Origin of the sequence: Turicibacter sp., from assembly GCF_017941855.1 — a bacterium.
In the GTDB taxonomy this organism is placed as follows: Bacteria; Bacillota_I; Bacilli_A; order MOL361; family Turicibacteraceae; genus Turicibacter; species Turicibacter sanguinis.
The window spans coordinates 83352-105449 of sequence record NZ_JAGAVR010000035.1 but is presented as its reverse complement, the minus strand read 5'-3'; the positions used below and the strand labels follow the sequence as shown (position 1 = coordinate 105449).

Genomic DNA, 22098 nt, shown 5'->3' with positions numbered 1-22098 from the left:
TTAATTAATCACTTTTTATTTTTTATATTTTTGTTAATTTTTATGTTAATTTGTTGATTTGATGGAAAAAAATGTGTATAATCTGGGTGTAAGTGAAAAGGAAAAATAGAGAAACAAATGTATGAAACAGGTATCAAAGGAGAAATCCTTTAATACATATTAAATTCAACGGCCATATTGAATTTTAGGGAGGACAAAAAAAGTGAAAAAATTATTAGCTTCGCTAACAGTAGTATTAGGATTATCAACAGTGGTAGCTTGCTCAAATGAAACAAAAGGAGAACAAGTAACACCTGAAACACCTACTACAGAAGAATCAACAGACACAACAAAAGAAACAGGTAATGACTTAGTTGTTACAATTAATGAACCAGTTTCAATCGAATTCTGGCATGCGATGTCAGGAGATAATGAAAAAGTTGTAAACGAATTAGTTGAAAACTTTAATTCAACAATTGGACAAGAAAAAGGAATTACGGTAACTCCTGTTTATCAAGGAGCTTATAATGATTTAAAATCTAAAACAACAGCCGCTATCAAAGCAAAAAATGCACCAGCTATTTCTCAGGCATATCCTGATTGGGTAGCAGAATATTTACAATCAGGTGCAGTTGTTGCTTTAAATGAATATATCGAACACCCAGAAGTAGGAATCACTGATTTTGAAGATATTGCAGAAGCATATCGCTTAGAAAACAGTCAATATACAACAGATGGAACGTTCTACTCATTACCATTTAATAAATCAACAGAAGTTTTATATTACAATAAAACATTCTTCGAAGAACATGGTTTAACAGTTCCAACAACTTGGACAGAATTAGAAGAAGTTTCTAAACAAATCACTGAAATTACTGGAAAACCAGCTTTCGGATTTGACTCAGCTCAAAATGCGTTCATCACATTAGTTCAACAATTTGGAGGACAATATACAACATCTCAAGGTGAAGTCTTATTCGGTGAAACTGATGCTGCAGTACAAGCATTAGAGATGATTAAACGTAATACAGATGCTGGATATTGGCGTTTACCAGGGGAAGATAAATATATGTCAGGACCATTCGTTTCTGAATTAGTTCATATGTTTATTGGATCAACTTCAGGATCGACTCATGTTGTGAATGATAACTTTGAATGGGATTCTGCTCCAATTCCACAAGTTTCTGACGATACAAAAGCAGTTATCCAACAAGGAACTAATGTTGTTGTTATGAACTTAGGTCAAACTGATGAGCAAGTTTATGCTGCGTATGAGTTTGCTAAATATTTAGGATCTTATGAAGCAAATCTTTTATGGGCAACGAACACAGGATACTTACCAATTCGTCAATCAGTTATTGATTCAGCTGAATATCAAGCGTATATTTCTGAATCAGGAAACTCAACAAAACAAACTGGACCAGCACAAGCAGACTACTACTTCTATGATCCAGCATTCTATACAGATACTTTCTCTTCTTATAATGTGCGTACAGAAGCAGGATTAGCCATTGAACGTGTTGTATTAGAAGGTATGGAACCTGCTGCAGCAGTTGAAGCAGCATTAAAAGCTTTAAAATAATTATAGTGACCAAAACACCGCTATTTAGCGGTGTTTTTTAATGTTAAAATACTTTCCTATTAGTTTTATCGAAATCGTATTTGATAAGCAGATTAGGATAGCAGGAGTTATTATTCTTTTCTTTAAATAATCAATAGAAGGTAGTCTTTTTTTATTTTACTTCGCGAAAGGTTGGATGGAATTTCAGAATTTGTCGTTTTCTGTTATAATGATAGAAGTATGAATTTTGTTAGGAGTTGTTTAAATGTTAGTAGATTTACATATGCATACGTATTATTCAGATGGCTCATTTTCGCCGCGTGAAATGGTTCAATTAGCAAAGAAAAAAGGATTAGGATTGATTTCAGTAACTGATCATAACACCATTGAAGCTCATGAAGAGTTTGAAGCTGCCTGTCAAGAGTTAGAGATGAATTATGTGGTAGGGGTGGAGTTAGACTGTGTGTTTAAAACAAAGTCTGTCCATTTATTAGCCTATAATTTTAACGTGAATGAGGAGTTTTTAGCGATTATTCAAAAATCACGTCATCAGTTAGATCAAATGGGGATTGATTTAGTCAAGTTAATGGAAAAGGATTATCCGCAAGTATCGTCTGAAGATTATGAAAATTATACGTATGACCGTACTAAAGGTGGATTTAAAGGCATTCATTATTTAATGGATCGCGGATTAACGGATAATTTAATGGATGGTTTTAAATTTTACAAAGAATATGAAGTATTTTACTGGAATTATGAGTTTCCTACTGTTGAAGAGGCCATTGTTCAAATTCATGCGTGTGGTGGTAAAGCGGTGCTTGCTCATCCTGGAAAGTATTATCGTTTTACACCATTAGATGAAGTCGTAGAAGATTTTAAACTTCTGGTGTCACAAGGAATTGATGGAATTGAGTGTTACTATCCGATTCATAGTGAAGAGTTGACAGCATGTTGTGTTGAGTTTTGTCAAGAACATGATTTAATGATAACAGTTGGATGTGATTGTCATGGTGAGATGAGTAAAAAAGAGGATGAATATGTGATGGGATGTATTAAAAAAGAGGATTCAGATTTAGTTTTAAAGTTTTAATACAAAATGATATCGCTTTCGACATAAAATAACATTAGCGATTTTTGGCGTGATTTTTGAAAAAATAATGGTACTTTTTCTTTATAAAAAGGAATAATTTATAATATTTTATAGGGTGTAACCGTTTGCTTATGATATTAAAGCTATTGTTTAATATAAAATCTGGTGTTATAGTCTTCTTGTAAAAGATTTTCTAAATTATGTCAGGGGGCACATATTAATGAAAAAGCTAGTATCATTAGGTTTAGTTGCATCGTTATCTTTCGCGGGATTAGTTGCATGTAGTGGGAATGAGTCAGAGACACCAGCTGAAACACCAGCAGGTAGTGACACAACGACTGAAGCACCAGCTGAGACACCGGCAACATCAGGTGAAAAAGTAGAGATTAAATTATGGTTAGATGACGATGATTACGCAGCAGCTATTGAACCAGCAATCGAAGCCGCTTACCCAAACATCGATATCGTTTATGAAAAAGTAGGAGCAGTTGATGCTCGTACAAAATTAGAATTAGACGGTCCTGCAGGGTTAGGTGGAGATGTATTCATTCAACCTCATGATGGAATGAGTGAATCAATCATTTCTAATATCTTATTACCATTAGGATCAGATATGGGAGCAATGATTGAAGAGCGCATGTTAGAAGGAGCTGTGGGAACAGTTAAGAAAGATGGTAACTATTATGGTGTTCCATTAGCAACTGAATCAATTGCGTTATTCTATAATAAAACATTATTAGATGAATATGGATTTGAAGTTGCAACTTCTTTTGAAACAATTAAGGAGCAAGCTGCAGTTTACAACGATAATGCAGCAAATAAATTCTTAATTCGTTGGGAACCAGGTAACTCTTATACGAACCAATTCTTCTTAACTGCAGCAGGATTCCAATTATATGGTGAAAATCATGATGATGCTTCTCAAGTTAATTTAAATACTCAAGAAGTTATCGATGGTTTAACATTCTTCCAATCAATGAAAGAATATTTACCAGTACCATATGCAGATTTAAATTGGGATACTATCCATGGTGAGTTTATTAAAGGAAACGTTCCTTACATGATCTCTGGACCTTGGTCATTAGCTGAAGCAAAAACTGGAGCTGAAGACAATGGATTTGAATTCGGGGTAACAACTATCCCAACAATCAATGGTGTTCAACCTGAAACATTCTCAGGAAATATCATTGCTTGCGTTAGTGCATACACACAACACCCAACAGAAGCTAAACAAGTGGTTGACTTCTTAGCATCTGAAGAAGGATTACAAATTATGTATGATGTTCAAGGTAAAATCCCAGCATTAAAAGATGCATCTGTTATTGAAGGTGTAGTAGAAGATCCATATATCGCTGGAATTTTAGCTCAAGCTGAATACTCTCAACCAATGCCAATCTTACCAGAAATGTCAAAATACTGGGGTGCAGCTGAAACAATGTATCGTTCAGTATGGGAAGGTTTAGCAACTCCTGAAGAGGCAGCTGCTAAAGCTTTAGACGATTACAATACTGCATTACAAATGACTGAATAGTTAACACACTTAAAACTCCTCGGATTCCGGGGAGTTTTTTTATGATAAGAAAAAAGGTTGTTCGATGAGAGCAACCTCTTTTTTACATATGTTATTAGGATAAATTTGTAAAGGGTTAACTTGAGAAAGTAACCTTTATCGGGAATTAGCATATCAATATTAAAGAATGAATGTTGATTGGAGTGATGAGTAAATGGATTCTTTAGTGTCAGGTGAAACATTGAAAAATTTAAAAGGGACGAAGACGGAACAAAATTTAAAAAATGCCTTTGCAGGGGAGTCACAAGCAAGAAATAAATATACATTTTATGCAGAAGTTGCAAAGGATGAAGGATATGAACAAATTGCAGCCTTCTTTACAGAAACAGCAGGAAATGAAAAAGAACATGCCGAGATGTGGTATAAACTTTTACATGATGGTGGGTTAGGAACAACAAAAGATAATTTAAAAATAGCAGCCTTTGGAGAAACCGGAGAATCAGAGGATATGTACCCTGATTACGCAAAAATTGCCAAAGAAGAAGGGTTGCCTGAGATTGCTGCTTTATTTGAAGGGGTAGCTAAAATTGAAAATGGACATAGTATTCGTTATTCTAAACTATTAAATAATCTTGAAAATAATCAAGTTTTTGAAAAAAAAAATCCCGTCGTTTGGGAATGCCGAAATTGTGGACATCGTCAAGTTGGTAAAGAAGCTCCAGATTACTGCCCAGTCTGTGGGTATCCAAAAAGCTATTTCCAAATGCCATGCCATAATTATTGATAACAAAAAAGACTTGCTCAAGGGCAAGTCTTTTATTATTTTATTAAATCTACAACTTGTTGAATGACATAATTAAAATCTTCACGATTATTTTCAAAATAGAGATAAATGAATTCATCATCTTTTTCAGCTACAATAAATAGGTCTTGATTGTCACAAACATATAAATTAAAGGATTTGAATTGAGCAAAGAGATAAGGATATATTCTGAATGGATCATGCTGTTTTATTTGTTGAGTAAAGTAATAGTTTAAATAAGTTTGTAGTTGGGAAGATGAAGTTTTAAACGATTTAAAATCTAATTGATGTAAAGAAGAACTCTCACTATAAATTTTTACTTCTTCGAAGATAGGTCCAATATGATTGGAATACTGGCTGTAATAGGTTGAAACCTCATGAGGGGTTAAATCAGCTATTGTGATGATATCTTTGACGTCGACTTCATTATAAGGATGAGACATATCAAAAAAGGCACTCCAAAGAAGTAACAAAAGTGGAAGAATCCAACTTAAGGCATTGAATTTTTTAGTAGACAATTGAAGTGGACTATACTTTTCTAAGACTTCACTTATAAATTGAATACCAAAGGGAAGACCCAGAAATAAAAGTGTTTCTTGAGAGGGTTGTTTATTTAAAAGAATGCCAATGCAACAAAGAGGAAGAACAATCACAACGTTTAGGATGGAGAAAATGGTTGTGATGGTAGGGAGCTGATGCCTGTATTTTTTGAACGAGTCATTAAAGGGGGAAGATTGTAATTCGTTGAAGGTGCATAAATACTTTATATTGATTAGGATTTGAAGAAATAAGGCAATCGAAATGAGTATCATCATCAGGAGAAGCGCAAATGTATCCCAGTTTATTAAAAAATTGAGGTCCATCAGAAAAAACGCTAGAATGAAAGAGATGGCAAGAAGTGATAGAGTCGCGCTGAATAAATCGTGAACAAGATAAGTTTTAAACTGTTTAAATTTCATTTGTTCAATTTTAGGGATGTAGGCAAATACATCGCTAGAATAAAATAAGTAATGTGATTGATAGTGAGCAACATAGTGCCAACCCTCTGTTTCAAATGCATCTAAATATGAGGGGAACTTTTTGTTTAGTTTTTCAATTGTTGAATAAGTATATGGGAAAGTGTCGAAATGGAAAATAACATCTTGAGGTTGTGATTCCTCTAATATAATGTAGGATGAAGAAAAAGATGTTGGAAACCACCCTTCACGTGCTTGTTGCCTTAAAAAAGCATAAAGTTCTAACTCAGATAATTGTTTTATTTTAACCTTCTTCATCATATCATCTCCCTAACGACTTTATTTTACTATAAACTGTAAAAAAAGCGTGCTGTTAAGGTGTGATATAATTAAAAATAAACATTATTAAAGGAGTTATAAAATGGATTATCGAGTGAATAAAGCGATTGAAAAACATTGCAAAGGCTATAATTGTTCTCAGGCTGTTTTGTGTGCCTATCATGATTTAATTGGTTTAGAAGAGGAACAAGCCTTTCGATTAGCTGAAGGATTTGGAAGTGGAATGGGAGGCTTACGTGATACTTGTGGTGCGGTGACGGGGATGTTTATGGCTGCTAGCTATCTAGCATCAGATGGTGATCGTGAGAAAAATGCTTCTCGTAAATCATGCTATGAATTGATTCACACATTAGGAGATAAATTTAAAGAAAAGAATGGCTCTTTAAGGTGTGATGAATTATTGCAATGTGAACAACATAAGCGTCATGAAAAATTATGTACGTCATATGTTGAAGATGCGGCACAACTCCTTGAGGCATACATAAAAAAAACGTCAGTCTAGATGAACTAGATTGACGTTTTTTTTATTATTTTACTTCAGTGTAATAAGCTTTTTCATCTAAACTGTTTTCTGATTTTGCCACAACAACAGCTGTTGCAGAATCTCCAACGACATTTAGGGCCGTCACTAACATTTCAACTGGACGGTTGATTGCTAAGATTAATGAGTAAGCTAGTAAAGCAGCATCATTTTGATATCCCATTCCTGATAATACCGTAAACAAGATAACAGCACCAGCACCAGGAGCAGCAGGCGTTCCGATTGAAGCGATTAAAGCTAGGATAGCGATTAATGAAATACTTCCAAATGTGACTTCATATCCAGCACTTGAAGCGATGAAGATGGCTGCAATGACTTGCATAATGGCAGTTCCGTTCATATTAATAGTCATTCCAAGTGGTAAGATGAATGAAGCAATTTCTTTGTTTACTCCAAGTTCTTCTGTTGTTGTCTTTGTGTTTAAAGGTAATGTTGCAGCAGAAGATGATGTTGAGAATCCAAACATCGCAACTTTAGAGATTTTCTTAACGAATGGCATTGGATTTAAACGAGTTGCAATTAAAATGAATAATGCATAACCAAATACTAAGAAGAATAATAAGGTTAAAACAACTGTTACGACATAAGCTAAGGCAGGTTTCAAGTGTTCAACACCATAAATGGCGAATGTTCTCGTTAATAAGACGAAGATAGCAAATGGACCGAATTTTGTAATTAAGAATGTTAAGAAGACCGTGATAATTTTATTAATATCTTCAAGAAGTTTCTTTAAAACTGAAATTTGATCACCTAAATGATTAATTGATAAACCTGTTACAACAGCTAAGAATACGATTGAAAGAATGCTTCCGTTTGTTGAAAAGACTGATGTAATGTTATTTGGGATAGCTTTAACGAAGATTAATAATGGGTTAGAACCTGTTGTGCCTGTTTGAGCGGTAATATTATCGATGCTTACATTAAAGATTCCAAATTTATTAGCAACTAATCCAACAACACCAGCAAGTAATAAGGCGAAGACTGAAGTTGCTAAGAATCCACCGATTGTTTTGTAAGATAAGCGTCCAAGTGTTTTCGTATCAGAGATACGGCACATTGCTAAAGCAATTGATGTAAATACCATTGGAACAATCACAAGTTGCATTGAATTTAAGAATAATTGACCTAAAATATAGAAGATTCCAAATGCATCTGTTGCTCCTTCAGCACTGATATCTTGGAATAAAATTTTATTAATGGTTGCCCAAAGATCGGCATTGCCACCTGCTAATAAATTTTCACGTAAAATTAAGAATAATGATCCTGTAATTAATCCAGCAACTAAGGCAATTACCATATGAATCGCTAAACGATTATTTGATTTTTTTTGACGCATTGTTAAATCCTCTCCTCATATAAGATGCTAGGACCCAGTAAAAAAAGCCTTAATTTCATGAAGGATGTCACGAAATTAAGGCTCAAATGAATACAACGATATAAGTAAAAAAGCAACATAGAAGTCATGCATTTTCACACTTTATAAAACGTATTATTTTACCTTAATAGCTTCTCGTGAGCTATCTTAAAGGGTTCCTATTTGTAAATAATATACCGACTAATGATTTTAAAGTCAATAAAAAAGTAGAAATTTAGCGAAAAAAAGACATAAAAATATTTTTTTGAAGGGATGTTGAGTGAAGTAATTTAAATAAATAGATGAATAAAGTCCTAAATTTAATGAGATAGAAGGCTAATGACTAACAAAGAGTGGTACAGATCCTGCTAAATAAGCAGTATATGAATTTATGGATGAACGCAAAGTGATATCATGAGAATATTTTATCAACTAAGTTAAAAGAAATTGGAATTGGAGTGGGTGAAAAAGCAGGAAAAGGTTTAGCAACACCGGATTTTTTTGAAAAATAATTAATTTAAAGAGCGATGATGTCACGCTTTTTGAATATTTTAAGTGTAAGAAGTTTACAATAGAATAAATTTTATGAAAAATGGAAGGGAGTGAAGACGTGTCACATTTAGTTGCAAAAGATGCCTATAAAAGTTTAGAAGAGAGAATTAATAAATACCCTCAAGGAGCTCCAAAAAGTGAAACATTGAATGAAATTTTAAAACTGTTATTTTCTGAACGTGAAGCAGATTTAGTTTCTAAATTACCGGTTCGTCCATTTAACTCAGCAAGAGCCTCGAAGGCGTGGAAATTACCACTAGACGAAACGGAAAAAATCTTAGAAGAACTAGCTTCTCGTGCCATTTTATTAGATATGGAAACAAAAGAAGATCGTCTTTTTATGCTACCTCCTCCAATGGCAGGTTTTTTTGAGTTTTCATTGATGCGAATCGGAAAAAATGTGAATCAAAAAGCATTGGCTGAATTATATTATCAATATTTGAATGTAGAAGAAGATTTTGTTAAGGATTTATTTTACTCAACGGACACCAAACTTGGACGTGTTTATGTCAATGAATCAGTCTTAAGTCGTGAAAATACTGTTTCAATTTTAGATTATGAAAGAGCCTCACACATTATTAAATCGGCTTCACATATTGCCTTAGGTGATTGTTATTGTCGTCATAAGATGTTACATATGAATCAAGCCTGTAATGCTCCACTTGATGTCTGTTTAACGTTTGGTGGTGCGGCCCAATCACTAATTAAGTATGGTTATGCAAGGGAAATTGATGCTTCTGAATGTCTAGACGTTTTAGAGCGTTCCTATGAATATAAACTAGTTCAATGCGGTGAGAATGTTCAAAATAATCCAACCTTTATTTGCAACTGCTGTGGTTGCTGTTGTGAGGCTTTATTAGCAGCGAAAAAGTTTGGAAATCTTCATCCGGTTGAAACAACAAATTTTATTCCATCAATTAATCATGAAACGTGTGTGAAATGTGGACGATGTTTGCGTGATTGTCCAATTGATGCAATTTCGAAAGTAAAAGTCGATGAAGGAAAGTCAACAGAGCGCTTTGAATATCAGGTGAATGAAGAAGTTTGTCTAGGATGTGGTGTTTGTGTAAGCGCTTGTTTTAATAAAAGTATCATGCTTAAAAACCGTGGAAAACGTGTGATCACACCTGTTAATTCTGTCCATCGTGTTGTCTTACAAGCGATTGAAAAAGGGCAGTTACAAGATTTAATTTTCGATAATCAAGCGTTTGGTTCACATCGTGCAATGGCGGCCATCTTACAGGCTATTTTAAACTTACCGCCACTTAAACAAGCGATGGCAAGTGAACAAATGAAATCAAAATACTTAGCTAAATTACTAAAGTAGCTAGGAATGGTTGACTCTAGGGATGTTTTAGTATTCAATAAAAGTTAAAGTGCTAGACTTAGAGGAGATATCATAATGAAAATTTTAGTGTTAAATGGACCAAACTTAAATATGATTGGGATTCGTGAAAAAGGAATTTATGGAAGCCGTAGCTATGCTGATATCGTTGGCTATCTTAAAGAAGAAGGAACAAAGCGTGGTCATGAAATTGAAGTTCTTCAAAGTAATTATGAAGGACAGATCATTGAATGGTTACAAAAGGCATACTTTGAACACTATGATGGCGTGATCATCAATCCAGGTGCCTTTACTCATTATAGCTATGCTCTTCATGATGCTATTAAAGCAATCGCAGATGTGCCAACGGTTGAAGTTCATCTTTCAAATGTCCATGCTCGTGAAGCGTTTCGTCATCAATCAGTTACAGCGCCGGCTTGTATTGGACAAATATGCGGATTTGGTGAGTTTGGATACATTTTAGGAATCATGGCATTAGAAAATAATAAAGCAAAAAATCAAAAATAATCACATTTAACCCTCAAAGTCTGATTAGATTTTGAGGGTTTTTATAAAAAGAAAAGGTTTAGAAGATTAAGAGGCTATCTAAGGACAGTCTTTTTTTGTGATTAAAAATCAAAAAAATCCATATAAAAAGAAATGATTTCGATATTTTTTGTAAGCGCTGTGTGCTAAGATGAGCTTAATAATAAGATTGGATACCTCATCAAGATTAGGAAAAAATTAAGGTTTTATTTCCTATGATTTGGGTAAGTTAGAAAAGATGTTCAAATTTAATAAGGAAGTGAAGCGACATGAAAAAAATCATGCTTGTAATGGGACTGATTTTAATACTAGGAGGATGCCAAAATGTAGAACCCAAAAACGAAGAAAGTGAAAAGCAAACACTAGAAAGTCCACAAGCGGAAAAAGAGCATTTTAGATGGAGTTTAATTTATTAGTTAATGGGGGAGCGGAGATGGGAGCAGTCAAAGTTGATTTGAAGCAGTATATTACGAATGGGTTTGTACGATCAGGGGTTAGTTATTTCGGATATGGGATTATTTTAGGCGTGATAACGGCAGGTTTAGGATATGGAACTTATATCATTCATCAAAAAAATAGTTTAAATCCGGTTCAAGGTTTCTCCCAGATTGTTGGCTATTTATTGCTTGTGATGGTTGGCATTTTAGTATTAGTAACTTTTTCATTACTTTATCACGGGATTAAATTATTTAAACAATTTGTAGCCTTTATGAAATCAGATGAAGTAGTGTTGATTTCACATGAAGAACCGATGTCAATTGGGATTGCGCTTGATTATTTATCAGAGGAAACCATCATTTATGAAAATCGTCAGTTAGTGTTAACTGAAAAACACATTATTATATTAGAGGGGGAACCTTGTATTAAGCCCAAATCCTTATTAAGGGCAGCGAGTCTTGATACTCGTGGATTAAAAGAGGGACAGAGAGCGCGGTTAAATCAATTGAAGACGGTTGTATTAGAATTTAAAAATCATGAATTGAAAAAAGTAAATTGCCACTATATTCAAGAAGCGAATGATATTTTACAAAAATTAAAAGAACAAGGAATTAGAATGATTTAAAGTGTAGAATTTGTATGAAATCGAAAAAAAGCATTGAAGTCTACAATGACTTTAATGCTTTTTTGATATAATAAATTATATTTTTAATAGAAGAAGGGGTCATTTTCGATGTATCTAATGGCAGGTCGTGTAAGATATAGTGAAGTCGGATTAGATGGGGGCTTGACGCTGCATCATTTAATTAATTATTTCCAAGATTGCAGTACATTTCATTTAGAAGATATTGGCCTTGGGTTGGATTATTTTCAGTCTCAAAACTTAGCTTTCTTTATTTTGTCGTGGCAGATTGAAATTAATCGTCTACCAAAGGAAAGTGAAAAGATTAAAGTCGGAACACAAATTTACGAGTGTAAAGGTTGCTTTGGTTACCGTAATTATGTGTTATATGATGAGGCGGATAACGTCCTAGCTTATGCCAACCTTGGAGGCGTATTTATGGACACGATTTCGGAAAGTTTTGCTAAATTATCAACGGAAGAAATTGCTAAATATCCGATTGAAGAAAAGTTTGAAATGGAGTACTTGCCTCGTAAGATTAAAGCACCAAAGGCAACGGATACATTCCCGAAGGTTACCATTCGCCCGTGTCAAATTGATACAAACGGCCATGTTAATAATAGTCACTATGTAGCATTAGCACTTGAATGCCTTCCGCAGGAGTTAGAGATTAAACGTGTCCGTGTTGAATACAAAAAAGCAGCTAAATGTGGTGATATCATGATTCCAGCATCAGTCTCTTTAGATGGGATATACTATGTATCATTAAATGATGAAGAAGGACATCCCTACGCGATTTTAAGTTTCAACGAGTAAAGGGAATAGGAGAGTTTAATATGAGTATTAAAATGATGCATCACGTTTGTATTCAAACAGAAAAGTATGAAGAATCTCTTGAGTTTTATATGAGAATTTTAGGATTTGAAATCGTACAAGAAACACCAAACTTCCATAACCGAGCGTTTAATACCTGGTTAAAACTTGGAAACTTTATGATTGAACTTCAAACAGCTAAACAAGGCGAGACGCTAAATCCTTGGAGTTCATTAAATGAAGGAATCGTTCATCTGTGTTTTTTAGTTGATAATGTTTTTGAAGAAATTGAGCGAATTCAACAATTAGGATATGAACATTTCAAAATCAAAAATGGTGAGATCGTTTATAAAGTTGAAGATGGATATCTCTTTAAAATTAAAGCACCCGAAGGAACAGAAATTGAAATTAGAGATTTATAAGCTCAGATAAGTGTTTCACACTTGAAAAACTTTTATCCTGCTAGTGGGGAAGGGGACCCCTAGACTATGGTTATGTCTTTGTATTAAAAAGACTTAGGTAATGAGACTATTTGATAATAGTGAAATACATGTTTTGTTTCAATATAGAAATTAAATCGTTAAAAAGCAGGTGAGGATTGAATCACCTGCTTTTTTTTGATGTAATTCGTCATGATAAATGACGTTTTTTCATAAAATGTAAGGTGTAGAGAAATGATTGACCTTAAATAAAGTGGGTGAGAAGAAATGATGAAAGTTGAGGATGAATTAGAAAAAAAAGAAGTGATAAAATCATTAAGAATAGCGTTGGATGAAACGTTAAAACAATGTGATTCTTGTGAAGACCGAGTCCATCAATCTATTAAAATAGCAAACTGTGTGTTAAGCAAGGAAGAATATTATGAATTGTTGAATGAGTATCAACGATTCGAAAATAATTTTGGTATATTAGAAAGTTTATCGGTGCAAATCACAGAATTGAGTTCTATTTTACAAGCCATGTCAGTCGCCGCAGCTCTTAAAGAAGTTCGAAATAGCATCGATCAATTACTTGATATTATGGAAAAAATTAATTTTAGACTAGATGTTCAAAAGTTTGATCTACTGATGGCCCAACTCATGGAAGAGTTAATGGGGGTCATTGACTTTGATGCGATCGAATATGAAACCTTAGAGGCGGCACTGGGCGCACCTTTTATCGTCTTAGAAACCCTAGATGTTTTAGATCGTGAATATCAAGATATTTATTATCCTTTAAACGTTTTGAAAATACAATCATTTAATAGTAAAACCGCTGCCTATCAATATGCACTAAGTCGCGGTATTAGAAAAGAATTCGTCATCAAAAAAGCGTAGCGACATCGCTACGCCTTTTTTAAAAGTTCTTTGATTTTTAAAATTTCCTTCGATAAATCCTTACGCCCCATCGCATAAATCGGTTCTAAATTCTCTTTATGTTTTTCAAAACGACTAATCGTAATGGGATGACTTGGTGCGATGACCAAGGCTTTCCCTTCGCTTTCAAGTTCTCTTAAATAAGCAAGTGTTTCATTATAATTTTTATGCCTATTGTCTAGTAATTCAATCATTTTGGGATACTTTTTAAACACGCGTTTATAAACAAATCTAAATTGTTCTGGTGACTTTTGATAATGTCGATCACGTGTTAAAATCACCACGACTTTATCACAGCCATCTTCTAATGCTTTTTTAACAGGAATGGCATCAGATGTTCCTCCGTCTAAATATTTTTTCCCTTTATACTCAACAATAGGAGAAAATACTGGAATAGAAGAGGAAGCTTTTAAAACAGTACAATCATGATCAAGTGCCGTTTTATCAAAATAAACCGGTTTTCCAGTTTCAACATCGGTTACACCCAGTTTAAATTCACAGGGGGATTTAAAGAAAGTGTCATAATCGAATAAGTCTAGTTTATGAGGAACTTCATCAAAAATAAAATCCATCCCAAAAATAGATCTGGTTTTAATAAAGTTAGAAAAGCTAATGTAACGTTTATCACCTAAGTAATTTGTATTAACACGATAACTTCGTTTAGCTTGATTTGAAACGTAAGAAACACCGTGACAAGCCCCAGCTGAGACGCCAATGACATAATCAAAAAGTATCCCTTGTTCCATCAGATAATCTAGTGCACCCATTGTATAAAAGCCGCGCATCCCGCCACCTTCAAGTACTAAACCTACTTTCATTCATCATCATCCTTTTTAATTGATTGTGTCTTTTATTCTAACTAATTTGGAAATGATTGTCTATGGACAGTGGTGGGATTGAGTTTGAAATGTGAGATAGCTGTGCTAAAATAAGTGTAGATTATTTAAAGGAGAGGTCCTATGCCCCGATTTAAAAAGATATATGTCGAAATAACGAATCGTTGTAATTTAAAGTGTGATTTTTGTCCAAGTGCTACACTCGGGCGAAATGGAAAAGTCATGAATGAAGACGATTTTAAACATATTTTAAAAGAAGTTAAACCTTATACGAATTATTTATATTTTCATTTACTCGGAGAACCTTTCTTAAATCCTCGAATTGGGCGTTTTTTAGAAATGAGTCATGAAGCGGGAATTCAGGTTAATTTAACGACAAATGGTGTTTTGATTGGAAAAGTAAAAGAAACGTTAATTCAATCACCGGCACTTCGTCAAATTAACTTCTCGGTTCATTCTTTCGAAGCCAATGAATCAACGCAAACGTTAAAAGACTATCTGATGCAAATTGCTTCTTTTATTGATGAAATACAAGCAGTGCGTCCTGTCTACTGCAATCTACGACTTTGGAACATGGATGGCGAAGCATTACAGGCGAAAAATACACTTAACCAACAGATTTTAGACTTGATTGAAGAAGCCTTTCATCTTCCGTATCGCCTAAACGAAAAACTCATGGAAACGAACAATGTTAAAATTCGTGATCGCGTGTTTATTAATATGGCGGATAAATTTGAATGGCCAAGTTTAGAGCGCGAGGTGATTAGTGAGAAAATGTTCTGTTACGGTCTTCGCGATCATATTGGAATTCAGGCGGATGGAACAGTGGTGCCTTGCTGTTTAGATAGTGAAGGGAAAATTCCTTTAGGAAATGTATTTGAAACACCGCTGCATGATATTTTAGAAAGTGAGCGTGCCAAGGCGATGTATGATGGCTTTTCAAATCGTGTAGCAGTCGAAGAACTCTGTAAGAGATGTGGTTACGCGAAGAGATATTAGGAGGTAGACAATGATTAGACCGATTATGAAAGATGAAAAATTTTTAGCACAAAAATCAGTTCCTGCAACAAAAGCAGATTTAGCGGTTGTTGAAGATTTAATCGATACGTTACGAGCTAATTTAGAGCGATGTGTGGGCATGGCCGCCAATATGATTGGGATTAAAAAACGCATCATCGTCTTTGCGATTGGGGAGATCATTGTTCCAATGATTAATCCCGTTATCGTAAAAAAAGAAAAAAGTTATGTGACAGAAGAAAGCTGTTTATCACTTGTTGGATTTAGAGAAACAACACGATATGAAACCATTGAGGTAGAATATTTAGATAAGCAATTTAATAAACAAAAAGGAACGTTTACCGGATTCGTTGCACAAATCATTCAACATGAAATTGATCATTGTAATGGAATCATTATTTAAATTAAAAAAGCTAATTCAAGTGAGATGAATTAGCTTTTTTTGATGGGGTAAAATGAAGTATCGTGTAAGTATCACAGGAGAATATCCTTTGTGTTTTTAGTAGTGATAGGTCAAGTGTATTTAGTACGTTAAGTTTCTGGTAGAAGTATTAAATGAAAAAAATGATTCGTGATGGTTAGTTAGGATACTTATTTAATTTTGAATAAAGTTTTTAAGTTTGAAGCTTCCAGCACTTAAGAAAGCCACACCAAACAGCAAAATGATGATTAGATTCGGCCATAATGTTAGATTAAGGGCTGTATCAAATGCCCAGTAAATCGGGAATAGCTTCGCGATATTCATCATGAGCGTTGGTTCAAAACCGAAATCGAACAGGTTAATACTAAGCATCGATAAAATAAACCCGACGAGTGCATACATAACGATTGACATCTCAATTAAACTTGGATTTTTCACGACACGTGTGACAAAAATAACAAGACTCGACGCAACAAACGACATACTAAACATCAATAAAAGTGGAAGCAATGGATTTGGCATTGACACATCCAAGACCATCATCCCAATATAATAGACAATCGTAAAACAAATTCCCTGAATGAAACACATCGCCAAAATTAACCCACCAAATATCTCAATATCCTTGTTCGCCGTACTCAACGCACGATGTAAAACCTTTTGTTGTTTTAATTGATACACATCCTTTGCGAGTGAGGTGGCACCGATGAACATGAAATAAATGATCATCACGATAAACATCGTCATACTCATATCAACAGGCTTTTCTTTGAACTCGATTTTTGTCGTTATCAGTGAAATCGGATTCAGGTTATAGTAGTCAGTTAGCCAAGTGTTAATTTGTTGTTCAATTTGAATTTCAACTTCTGCTGTTCCAGCGCCCTCCGTTGTTTTTAAAATTTCAACTTGCGGTTTGACACCACCTTCAATGTCAGTTGAAAACGTCTTTGGAATGATAATGACACCTGCTAACTCATTCGCCATTAATCCCTCAAGTGCAGATTCTTGATCGTGATAAATAAATTTTTCTTCAACGCCTAAATTTTCTAACAGTTCTATTTCATAAATGCCATTTGATTCTAAAACATAAGCAACATTTGGAGTTATTTGATCACTATCTGAAAAAAATAGAGAACCGAGGACAAGAAATAAAGGAATAGGTCCCATCATTAACAATAAGATAGGATTTTTAAGATAACGTCTAATATGAACTAAAGCTAATCGAATCATCTTTTTACCTCCCAAAAACGATATTTTTCTTTTAAACAGGTCATTAAATATAAACTAAGCGCAATTGCTATCGTCATTAGGAATGGTGTTTTTAAACTTTCCCACGTTCCATATAAAATATAGTTTTGAAACATTTTAGTAATCGAATAAGACGGAGAGAAGGTTGCGACACTGTCAGTCGGTAAGAAGGTGCCACCGATAAAAATTTGTAAAAAGAATAAAATTAACGCCAACATGTTTCCATATTTAGCGGAGAAAAAGTGACCAATAAATGATCCGACACTTACCATAAAACAAGAGGTTGCCAAAATAGGTAAAAGTAACAGAGCAATAGGTCCCTCAAATGAATATCCAAGGACTCGGTAAACCAAAACGTAAAAGCTTAATAAAATAACACAATATAGTAAATTTGCTAAATAATCATAATTAAACATACGGACTCGTGTAAGCGGGGCTGAATACATTCGCTTATCAAGTCCAAGCTCCGCACTTTTATAACTAGCTCCTGAAATGTTCATGATCATCATGAAGACAAAGAAAGACATCATTCCAACAGAGTAATACGTGGTTGAGTTTAAGGCAAGAGCAGATTCGATATAAACAGATTTTAAACTGGTGTTATCATAAATTAAAGATAATTGCTCGGGATTATCTGTGGATAAACTTCTAAAAAGACTTTCGTGGTACTGATCGAGAATTGACTTTGCTACAGTAAGAGATAACATATGTTTATTCGTATTGAGTTCTTCTAAAACTAACTCACCACCCATTCCCGTTAAAAGATTTTCTTCATAACCATCGGGGATAACTAAAGTCGAAGCACGTTCATCATTTGAAATGATAAAGTAGGAAGACATTGACTCATCGTTTAAAAATGAAATCAACTGATTCGATAAGGTAGATTGATCCTCATCTATGATTTGTAGAGGTAAAGGTTCCATCGAATTTGGATTTGCAAACAGGATGGTCATCATATTCCCCATTAAAAGTCCAATGAATAAGGGCAGTCCAAGCATATACAAAATCGTCATTGGAAACTGCTTAAAAACGACTTTCAAATTCACATAAAGCCACATTAATAATCGCATCACTCTTCCTCCTTAGTCGCGTAACGATTTCCCAGTTAACCATAAGAACACATCTTCAAGACGAGGTTCTTCGTAACGAATCCCTTGTAACTGCGAAGAATATGACTCAAGTAATGCAATAGCGGACGTTAATTTGAAGTCTTTATTAATCGTTAACGTCACTTGATTACCTTCTTCCGTTACTAATGAAACACCCTCAAGTCCTCGTAACTTTAGAACGATTTCCCCACTTAGATGACCGACCGTTAGAATGACCTTTGTTTGTTCTCCAGATAAGGATTTAATTTGTTCCTGACTTCCAGACGCAATTTCTTTACCTAAATCCATGATGAAAACTTTTGAACAAAGCTCCTCAATCTCTTCCATGTAATGAGAGGTATAAATCACTGTTGTGTTTCGTTCCTTACAAATCTTTTTCGTAAACTCAAAAATATGATTACGAGATTGTGGGTCAACCCCAACAGTGGGCTCATCCATAATTAAAATTCTAGGATGATGCATCAAAGCAGCGGCAATATTTAATCGACGTTTCATCCCTCCTGAAAACTTTTTAACTTTCTCCTTTTTACGATCCATTAAACCGGTTGCCATTAAAGCCTCATTAATACGTTCCTTTAGCACCTTGTAACTTAGACCATAAAGAGAACCGAAAAATAACAAATTATCATAGGCCGTCATTTCCTCCATCAACGCTAACTCCTGAGGAACAAGACCGATTAAAGACTTCGCCTCAATCGGTTGCTTCACAATATCATAGCCCCCAATTTCAACACTTCCATTTGTCGCCTCAACGAGTGTCGTCATAATATTAATCAACGTCGATTTTCCGGCTCCATTCGGTCCGATAAGTCCAAAAATTTCACCCTCTTCAATTTCAAAACTGATATTATCTAAAACAAGTTTGTCATTAAAACGTTTCGTTACATTACTCACCTTAACAATACTCATGTTATTTCCTCCCTGATTTTATCATCTGATACCTTCATTATAGTCATAACTGGATATCAATTCCATAACCCATCGTCATAGTAGGGGGTGACTTAAGTCACTTACTTAGAAAAAATGACCTTATAGGGAAATAAAAAAACATCAGTCTAAGTAGAAACTGATGTTTTTTTATGCTAATCCATTCTTAAATGCAAAAATGGCGATTTGAGTGCGATCTCGAAGCTCAAGTTTAAATAAAATATTCGTGATATGATTTTTGATCGTTCCTTCGGATAAAAAGAGTTTGGCGGCGATTTCTTTATTTGTTAATCCTGTTGCAATCTCACGAATAATCATCAGCTCCTTTTCGCTTAAACGATACTGCTCATAAAATTGTGCATCACTTTTAATTGAAGTCGTTTGCGTATTTAACAGTTGAGTTGCAACTTCCGGATGAAAAATAACATTCCCCATGATGGCAGATTTAATTCCCTCATAAATCACCTCATGCGAACTATCCTTTAATAAGTAGCCACTTGCACCGAGTTGCATCGCCTCTTGGATATAAGATTGATCTTTAAACGTGGTTAAAATCAACACTTTTATCTTTGGAAAAGCTTCTTTAATCAAACGTGTTCCAAGAACTCCATCGCATAAAGGCATGCGAATATCTATCAAAACAAGATCTATATCCGGGTGTGATTGACAGGCCTTCAGGGCTTCCTCACCATTTGACGCTGTTGCTACGACCTCAATATCTTCAAATAACGACAACATTAAACGAAGTCCATCACGAATTAGCGCTTCATCATCAACAATTAAAATCCTAATCATAACTTTCACCCTTTCCCTTTGGAATCGTAATTCTTATTTTAAAGCCAACTGTAGAAGGGATAAAGTGAACCTTCCCATTGACCTCACTGACACGCTCGCTCATACTCGTTAAACCGACCCCTTTTTGAAAATTAGGACAGCCAATTCCATTATTTTCAGCCGTTAACACCACATGATCAGGTGAAAAATGAATTGAAATGGACGCATCCGTTGCTTGACCATGACGGAGTGCATTCGACAATGTTTCTTGAATGGCACGATATAGTGTCAATCCCATTTTCGGGCTTAGTTCCCATTTTTGTTTAGAAATCGTCAGTCTGACATTCATCCCAGATAACTTTTTAAAATTCTCAATTAATTCTTCAATCCGATATAACTCTTGATACGTTTGATACTCACTCGGTTTTAAAGTCGAAATGGCCTCACGAACTTCTTGTAAACAATTTTTTAAAAATTCACGTAAATTTAAAGCCAGAGGAGCAACACTTGAATTCTCTTTTGAGGCGATAACTTCCATCGCATTCAATTGAATGATGGCTGTTGAGAGAGCATGTCCGACACTGTCATGAATATCACGTGAAATTCGATTTCGCTCTTTTAAAACGGCAAGTTCTGTTATTGAAGCCCCGTAAAGTTCTAATTCTTCTTTAGCCTGTTTTAATTTTTCTTCAGAAATTCGAAGTTCATCATATAAAAGTTGAGCATCTAATTTCTTTTCATGTTCTTCTTTAATATAAAGCCCTAAAAAAGCAACGATGAGAAACACAAATAAAGAAGTTATCTGATTTAATGTGAAAGAGTGAGAAATTAAAAATAGCAAGATCATTCCGATTAAACAAGACAAGGAAAGATGATAACGTCTTGGTAACAGTAAAATACTATCAAGTATCGGTAAAATAAAATAATAGGCTACCATTTGCGGTTGATACGAACTTAAACAAATAAATAAGATTAAATCAACAACTAACGAACATATAATATAAGGTGCTTGACGAAGCGAGAAAAAACGAAACTGACTATTGATAAGTAAGCATAACAGCATTAAGATAATAAAAATCGATAATGTTTCATTCAAACTAATGAAAGAAAAAATAACCGTGAGTAAACTTAAGTAACGAACAGTAATTAATAGTTTGTTTTTTCTCATAAGATACCTCCTGTTTATTTTTGTATTGTATCATGCAAACAATTGGTAAATAAAGTTACGAGGTGATATTTTGAAAAAAGTTATCGCAATTTCAAGTAGTGGGCGTCAAAAAAATACATATCAACTCATTCAATCGGCGGCTCCCTTATTAAAGGAAGCGGGAATTTCTTTGCAAATCATTCATCTGTCAAATTACTTGATTCAAGATTGCAAAGGGTGTGAGGCTTGTATCTTAAGTGACCGGTGTCCGATTAAAGATGATGTGATCGGGATTTTAGAAAAACTGGGGCAGGCGGATGGAATTATTTTAACGTCACCTGTTTACATGGCAGGCGTGAGTGGACAACTTAAACGATTTATTGACCGTACCTGCAAGTGGTATCATCGTCCAGAATTAGTAAAAAAACCAGTTTTATTAATGACCACAACAGCAGGGGGATATGCCGATGAAGTTCTAGACTATATGGAAAAAGTCGCAACTTTTTGGGGGATGCATCTTTGTGGTCGAGTGAAGCGGAACGTAAAAACTTGGGATGAAGCGGTCAGTAGAAAAGAGTTGAAATTTTTTATTAAAGCGGTGGAAGAAGGGGAGGAAACGGAGTGGATTCCAACAAAGGATCAGGTTATCGCATTTCAGGTGCAGAAAACATTAGCCATGAATATCCTTCCAAGAGATCGAAAGTATTGGATAGAACATGGTTATGATGTACAAGTTTACTATGAAGAGAATGATGTGCCCTTTTATTTAAAGTGGATGGGGAACTCTTTTTATAGTTTCTTTAGCCGTATTATTAAAAAAAAATCCTCTTAATAGGA

At 34.5% G+C, this 22098-nt stretch carries 23 protein-coding genes; 15 read left to right on the top strand and 8 right to left on the bottom strand.

Going from position 1 to position 22098, the window contains the following annotated elements:
* Positions 1 to 202: 202 nt before the first annotated feature.
* The 4 genes from J6D32_RS06000 (at position 203) to rbr (ending at position 4924) form a co-directional block, all read left to right on the top strand.
* A complete protein-coding gene (locus tag J6D32_RS06000) occupies positions 203 to 1561 on the top strand; it encodes an ABC transporter substrate-binding protein (protein WP_006784309.1) in 1359 nt (452 codons plus the stop codon).
* A 244-nt stretch (positions 1562 to 1805) separates the two neighbouring features.
* Positions 1806 to 2630, top strand: coding sequence for a PHP domain-containing protein (locus tag J6D32_RS05995; RefSeq protein ID WP_006784308.1), 825 nt, complete (start codon positions 1806 to 1808; stop codon positions 2628 to 2630).
* 220 nt (positions 2631 to 2850) lie between these two features.
* Entirely contained in the window at positions 2851 to 4161 is a 1311-nt protein-coding gene (locus tag J6D32_RS05990) for a sugar ABC transporter substrate-binding protein (RefSeq protein WP_009606921.1), read from the top strand.
* Positions 4162 to 4354: 193 nt separating this feature from the next.
* A complete protein-coding gene (gene rbr, locus J6D32_RS05985; protein ID WP_006783472.1) occupies positions 4355 to 4924 on the top strand; it encodes a rubrerythrin in 570 nt (189 codons plus the stop codon).
* 35 nt (positions 4925 to 4959) lie between these two features.
* Here rbr and J6D32_RS05980 read toward each other — a convergent pair whose 3' ends face one another.
* Positions 4960 to 6216, bottom strand: a complete 1257-nt coding sequence (locus J6D32_RS05980; protein ID WP_187115467.1) for a DUF2812 domain-containing protein — start codon at positions 6214 to 6216, stop codon at positions 4960 to 4962.
* Between the two features lie 103 nt (positions 6217 to 6319).
* On the opposite strand from J6D32_RS05980, the gene J6D32_RS05975 reads away from it, so the two are divergent.
* The gene (locus tag J6D32_RS05975; protein ID WP_006783475.1) at positions 6320 to 6739 is read left to right on the top strand and encodes a C-GCAxxG-C-C family protein; all 420 of its coding nucleotides are present in this window, start codon (positions 6320 to 6322) and stop codon (positions 6737 to 6739) included.
* 25 nt (positions 6740 to 6764) lie between these two features.
* On the opposite strand, the gene J6D32_RS05970 is transcribed toward J6D32_RS05975, so the two are convergent.
* Positions 6765 to 8114, bottom strand: a complete 1350-nt coding sequence (locus J6D32_RS05970) for a dicarboxylate/amino acid:cation symporter (protein WP_155232406.1) — start codon at positions 8112 to 8114, stop codon at positions 6765 to 6767.
* Positions 8115 to 8742: 628 nt separating this feature from the next.
* Between J6D32_RS05970 and J6D32_RS05965 the strand changes: the two genes are divergently transcribed.
* From J6D32_RS05965 to J6D32_RS05935, 7 genes are all read left to right on the top strand, one after another.
* Positions 8743 to 10011, top strand: a complete 1269-nt coding sequence (locus J6D32_RS05965; protein ID WP_238526652.1) for a 4Fe-4S dicluster domain-containing protein — start codon at positions 8743 to 8745, stop codon at positions 10009 to 10011.
* A gap of 75 nt (positions 10012 to 10086) precedes the next feature.
* Positions 10087 to 10536, top strand: a complete 450-nt coding sequence (gene aroQ, locus J6D32_RS05960; protein ID WP_006784968.1) for a type II 3-dehydroquinate dehydratase — start codon at positions 10087 to 10089, stop codon at positions 10534 to 10536.
* 287 nt (positions 10537 to 10823) lie between these two features.
* Entirely contained in the window at positions 10824 to 10970 is a 147-nt protein-coding gene (locus tag J6D32_RS05955; RefSeq protein ID WP_006784969.1) for a hypothetical protein, read from the top strand.
* A complete protein-coding gene (locus J6D32_RS05950; RefSeq protein WP_132942939.1) occupies positions 10952 to 11617 on the top strand; it encodes a hypothetical protein in 666 nt (221 codons plus the stop codon). Before J6D32_RS05955 ends, J6D32_RS05950 begins: the two co-directional genes overlap by 19 nt.
* Positions 11618 to 11725: 108 nt before the next feature.
* The gene (locus J6D32_RS05945) at positions 11726 to 12430 is read left to right on the top strand and encodes an acyl-[acyl-carrier-protein] thioesterase (RefSeq protein ID WP_006784971.1); all 705 of its coding nucleotides are present in this window, start codon (positions 11726 to 11728) and stop codon (positions 12428 to 12430) included.
* A gap of 20 nt (positions 12431 to 12450) precedes the next feature.
* A complete protein-coding gene (locus J6D32_RS05940) occupies positions 12451 to 12849 on the top strand; it encodes a VOC family protein (RefSeq protein ID WP_006784972.1) in 399 nt (132 codons plus the stop codon).
* A 285-nt stretch (positions 12850 to 13134) separates the two neighbouring features.
* Positions 13135 to 13743, top strand: a complete 609-nt coding sequence (locus tag J6D32_RS05935; RefSeq protein ID WP_006784973.1) for a hypothetical protein — start codon at positions 13135 to 13137, stop codon at positions 13741 to 13743.
* Positions 13744 to 13751: 8 nt separating this feature from the next.
* Here the strand turns inward: J6D32_RS05935 and J6D32_RS05930 are convergent, their stop codons facing one another.
* On the bottom strand, positions 13752 to 14600 hold the full coding sequence (locus tag J6D32_RS05930) for a patatin-like phospholipase family protein (protein ID WP_006784974.1): 849 nt from the start codon (positions 14598 to 14600) through the stop codon (positions 13752 to 13754).
* A gap of 141 nt (positions 14601 to 14741) precedes the next feature.
* Here J6D32_RS05930 and J6D32_RS05925 point away from each other — a divergent pair, with 141 nt between their 5' ends.
* Positions 14742 to 15617, top strand: coding sequence for a radical SAM/SPASM domain-containing protein (locus tag J6D32_RS05925; RefSeq protein WP_006784975.1), 876 nt, complete (start codon positions 14742 to 14744; stop codon positions 15615 to 15617).
* Between the two features lie 10 nt (positions 15618 to 15627).
* Entirely contained in the window at positions 15628 to 16038 is a 411-nt protein-coding gene (locus J6D32_RS05920; RefSeq protein WP_006784976.1) for a peptide deformylase, read from the top strand.
* Between the two features lie 192 nt (positions 16039 to 16230).
* Here J6D32_RS05920 and J6D32_RS05915 read toward each other — a convergent pair whose 3' ends face one another.
* The 5 genes from J6D32_RS05915 to J6D32_RS05895 all read right to left on the bottom strand — a co-directional run bounded on the left by J6D32_RS05915 (position 16231) and on the right by J6D32_RS05895 (position 21282).
* The gene (locus J6D32_RS05915) at positions 16231 to 17286 is read right to left on the bottom strand and encodes an ABC transporter permease (protein ID WP_006784977.1); all 1056 of its coding nucleotides are present in this window, start codon (positions 17284 to 17286) and stop codon (positions 16231 to 16233) included.
* Complete coding sequence (locus J6D32_RS05910; protein WP_155232407.1) at positions 17283 to 18374, bottom strand: ABC transporter permease; 1092 nt, start codon at positions 18372 to 18374, stop codon at positions 17283 to 17285. Before J6D32_RS05910 ends, J6D32_RS05915 begins: the two co-directional genes overlap by 4 nt.
* Before the next feature lie 12 nt (positions 18375 to 18386).
* Positions 18387 to 19322, bottom strand: a complete 936-nt coding sequence (locus J6D32_RS05905; protein WP_006784979.1) for an ABC transporter ATP-binding protein — start codon at positions 19320 to 19322, stop codon at positions 18387 to 18389.
* Between the two features lie 168 nt (positions 19323 to 19490).
* Positions 19491 to 20135 (bottom strand): response regulator transcription factor, encoded by a 645-nt coding sequence (locus J6D32_RS05900; protein WP_006784980.1) that lies wholly within the window; start codon positions 20133 to 20135, stop codon positions 19491 to 19493.
* Positions 20128 to 21282, bottom strand: coding sequence for a sensor histidine kinase (locus tag J6D32_RS05895; RefSeq protein ID WP_006784981.1), 1155 nt, complete (start codon positions 21280 to 21282; stop codon positions 20128 to 20130). The genes J6D32_RS05900 and J6D32_RS05895 overlap by 8 nt, the downstream gene beginning before the upstream one ends.
* 70 nt (positions 21283 to 21352) lie before the next feature.
* Between J6D32_RS05895 and J6D32_RS05890 the strand changes: the two genes are divergently transcribed.
* The gene (locus J6D32_RS05890; protein WP_006784982.1) at positions 21353 to 22093 is read left to right on the top strand and encodes a flavodoxin family protein; all 741 of its coding nucleotides are present in this window, start codon (positions 21353 to 21355) and stop codon (positions 22091 to 22093) included.
* Positions 22094 to 22098 lie beyond the last annotated feature (5 nt).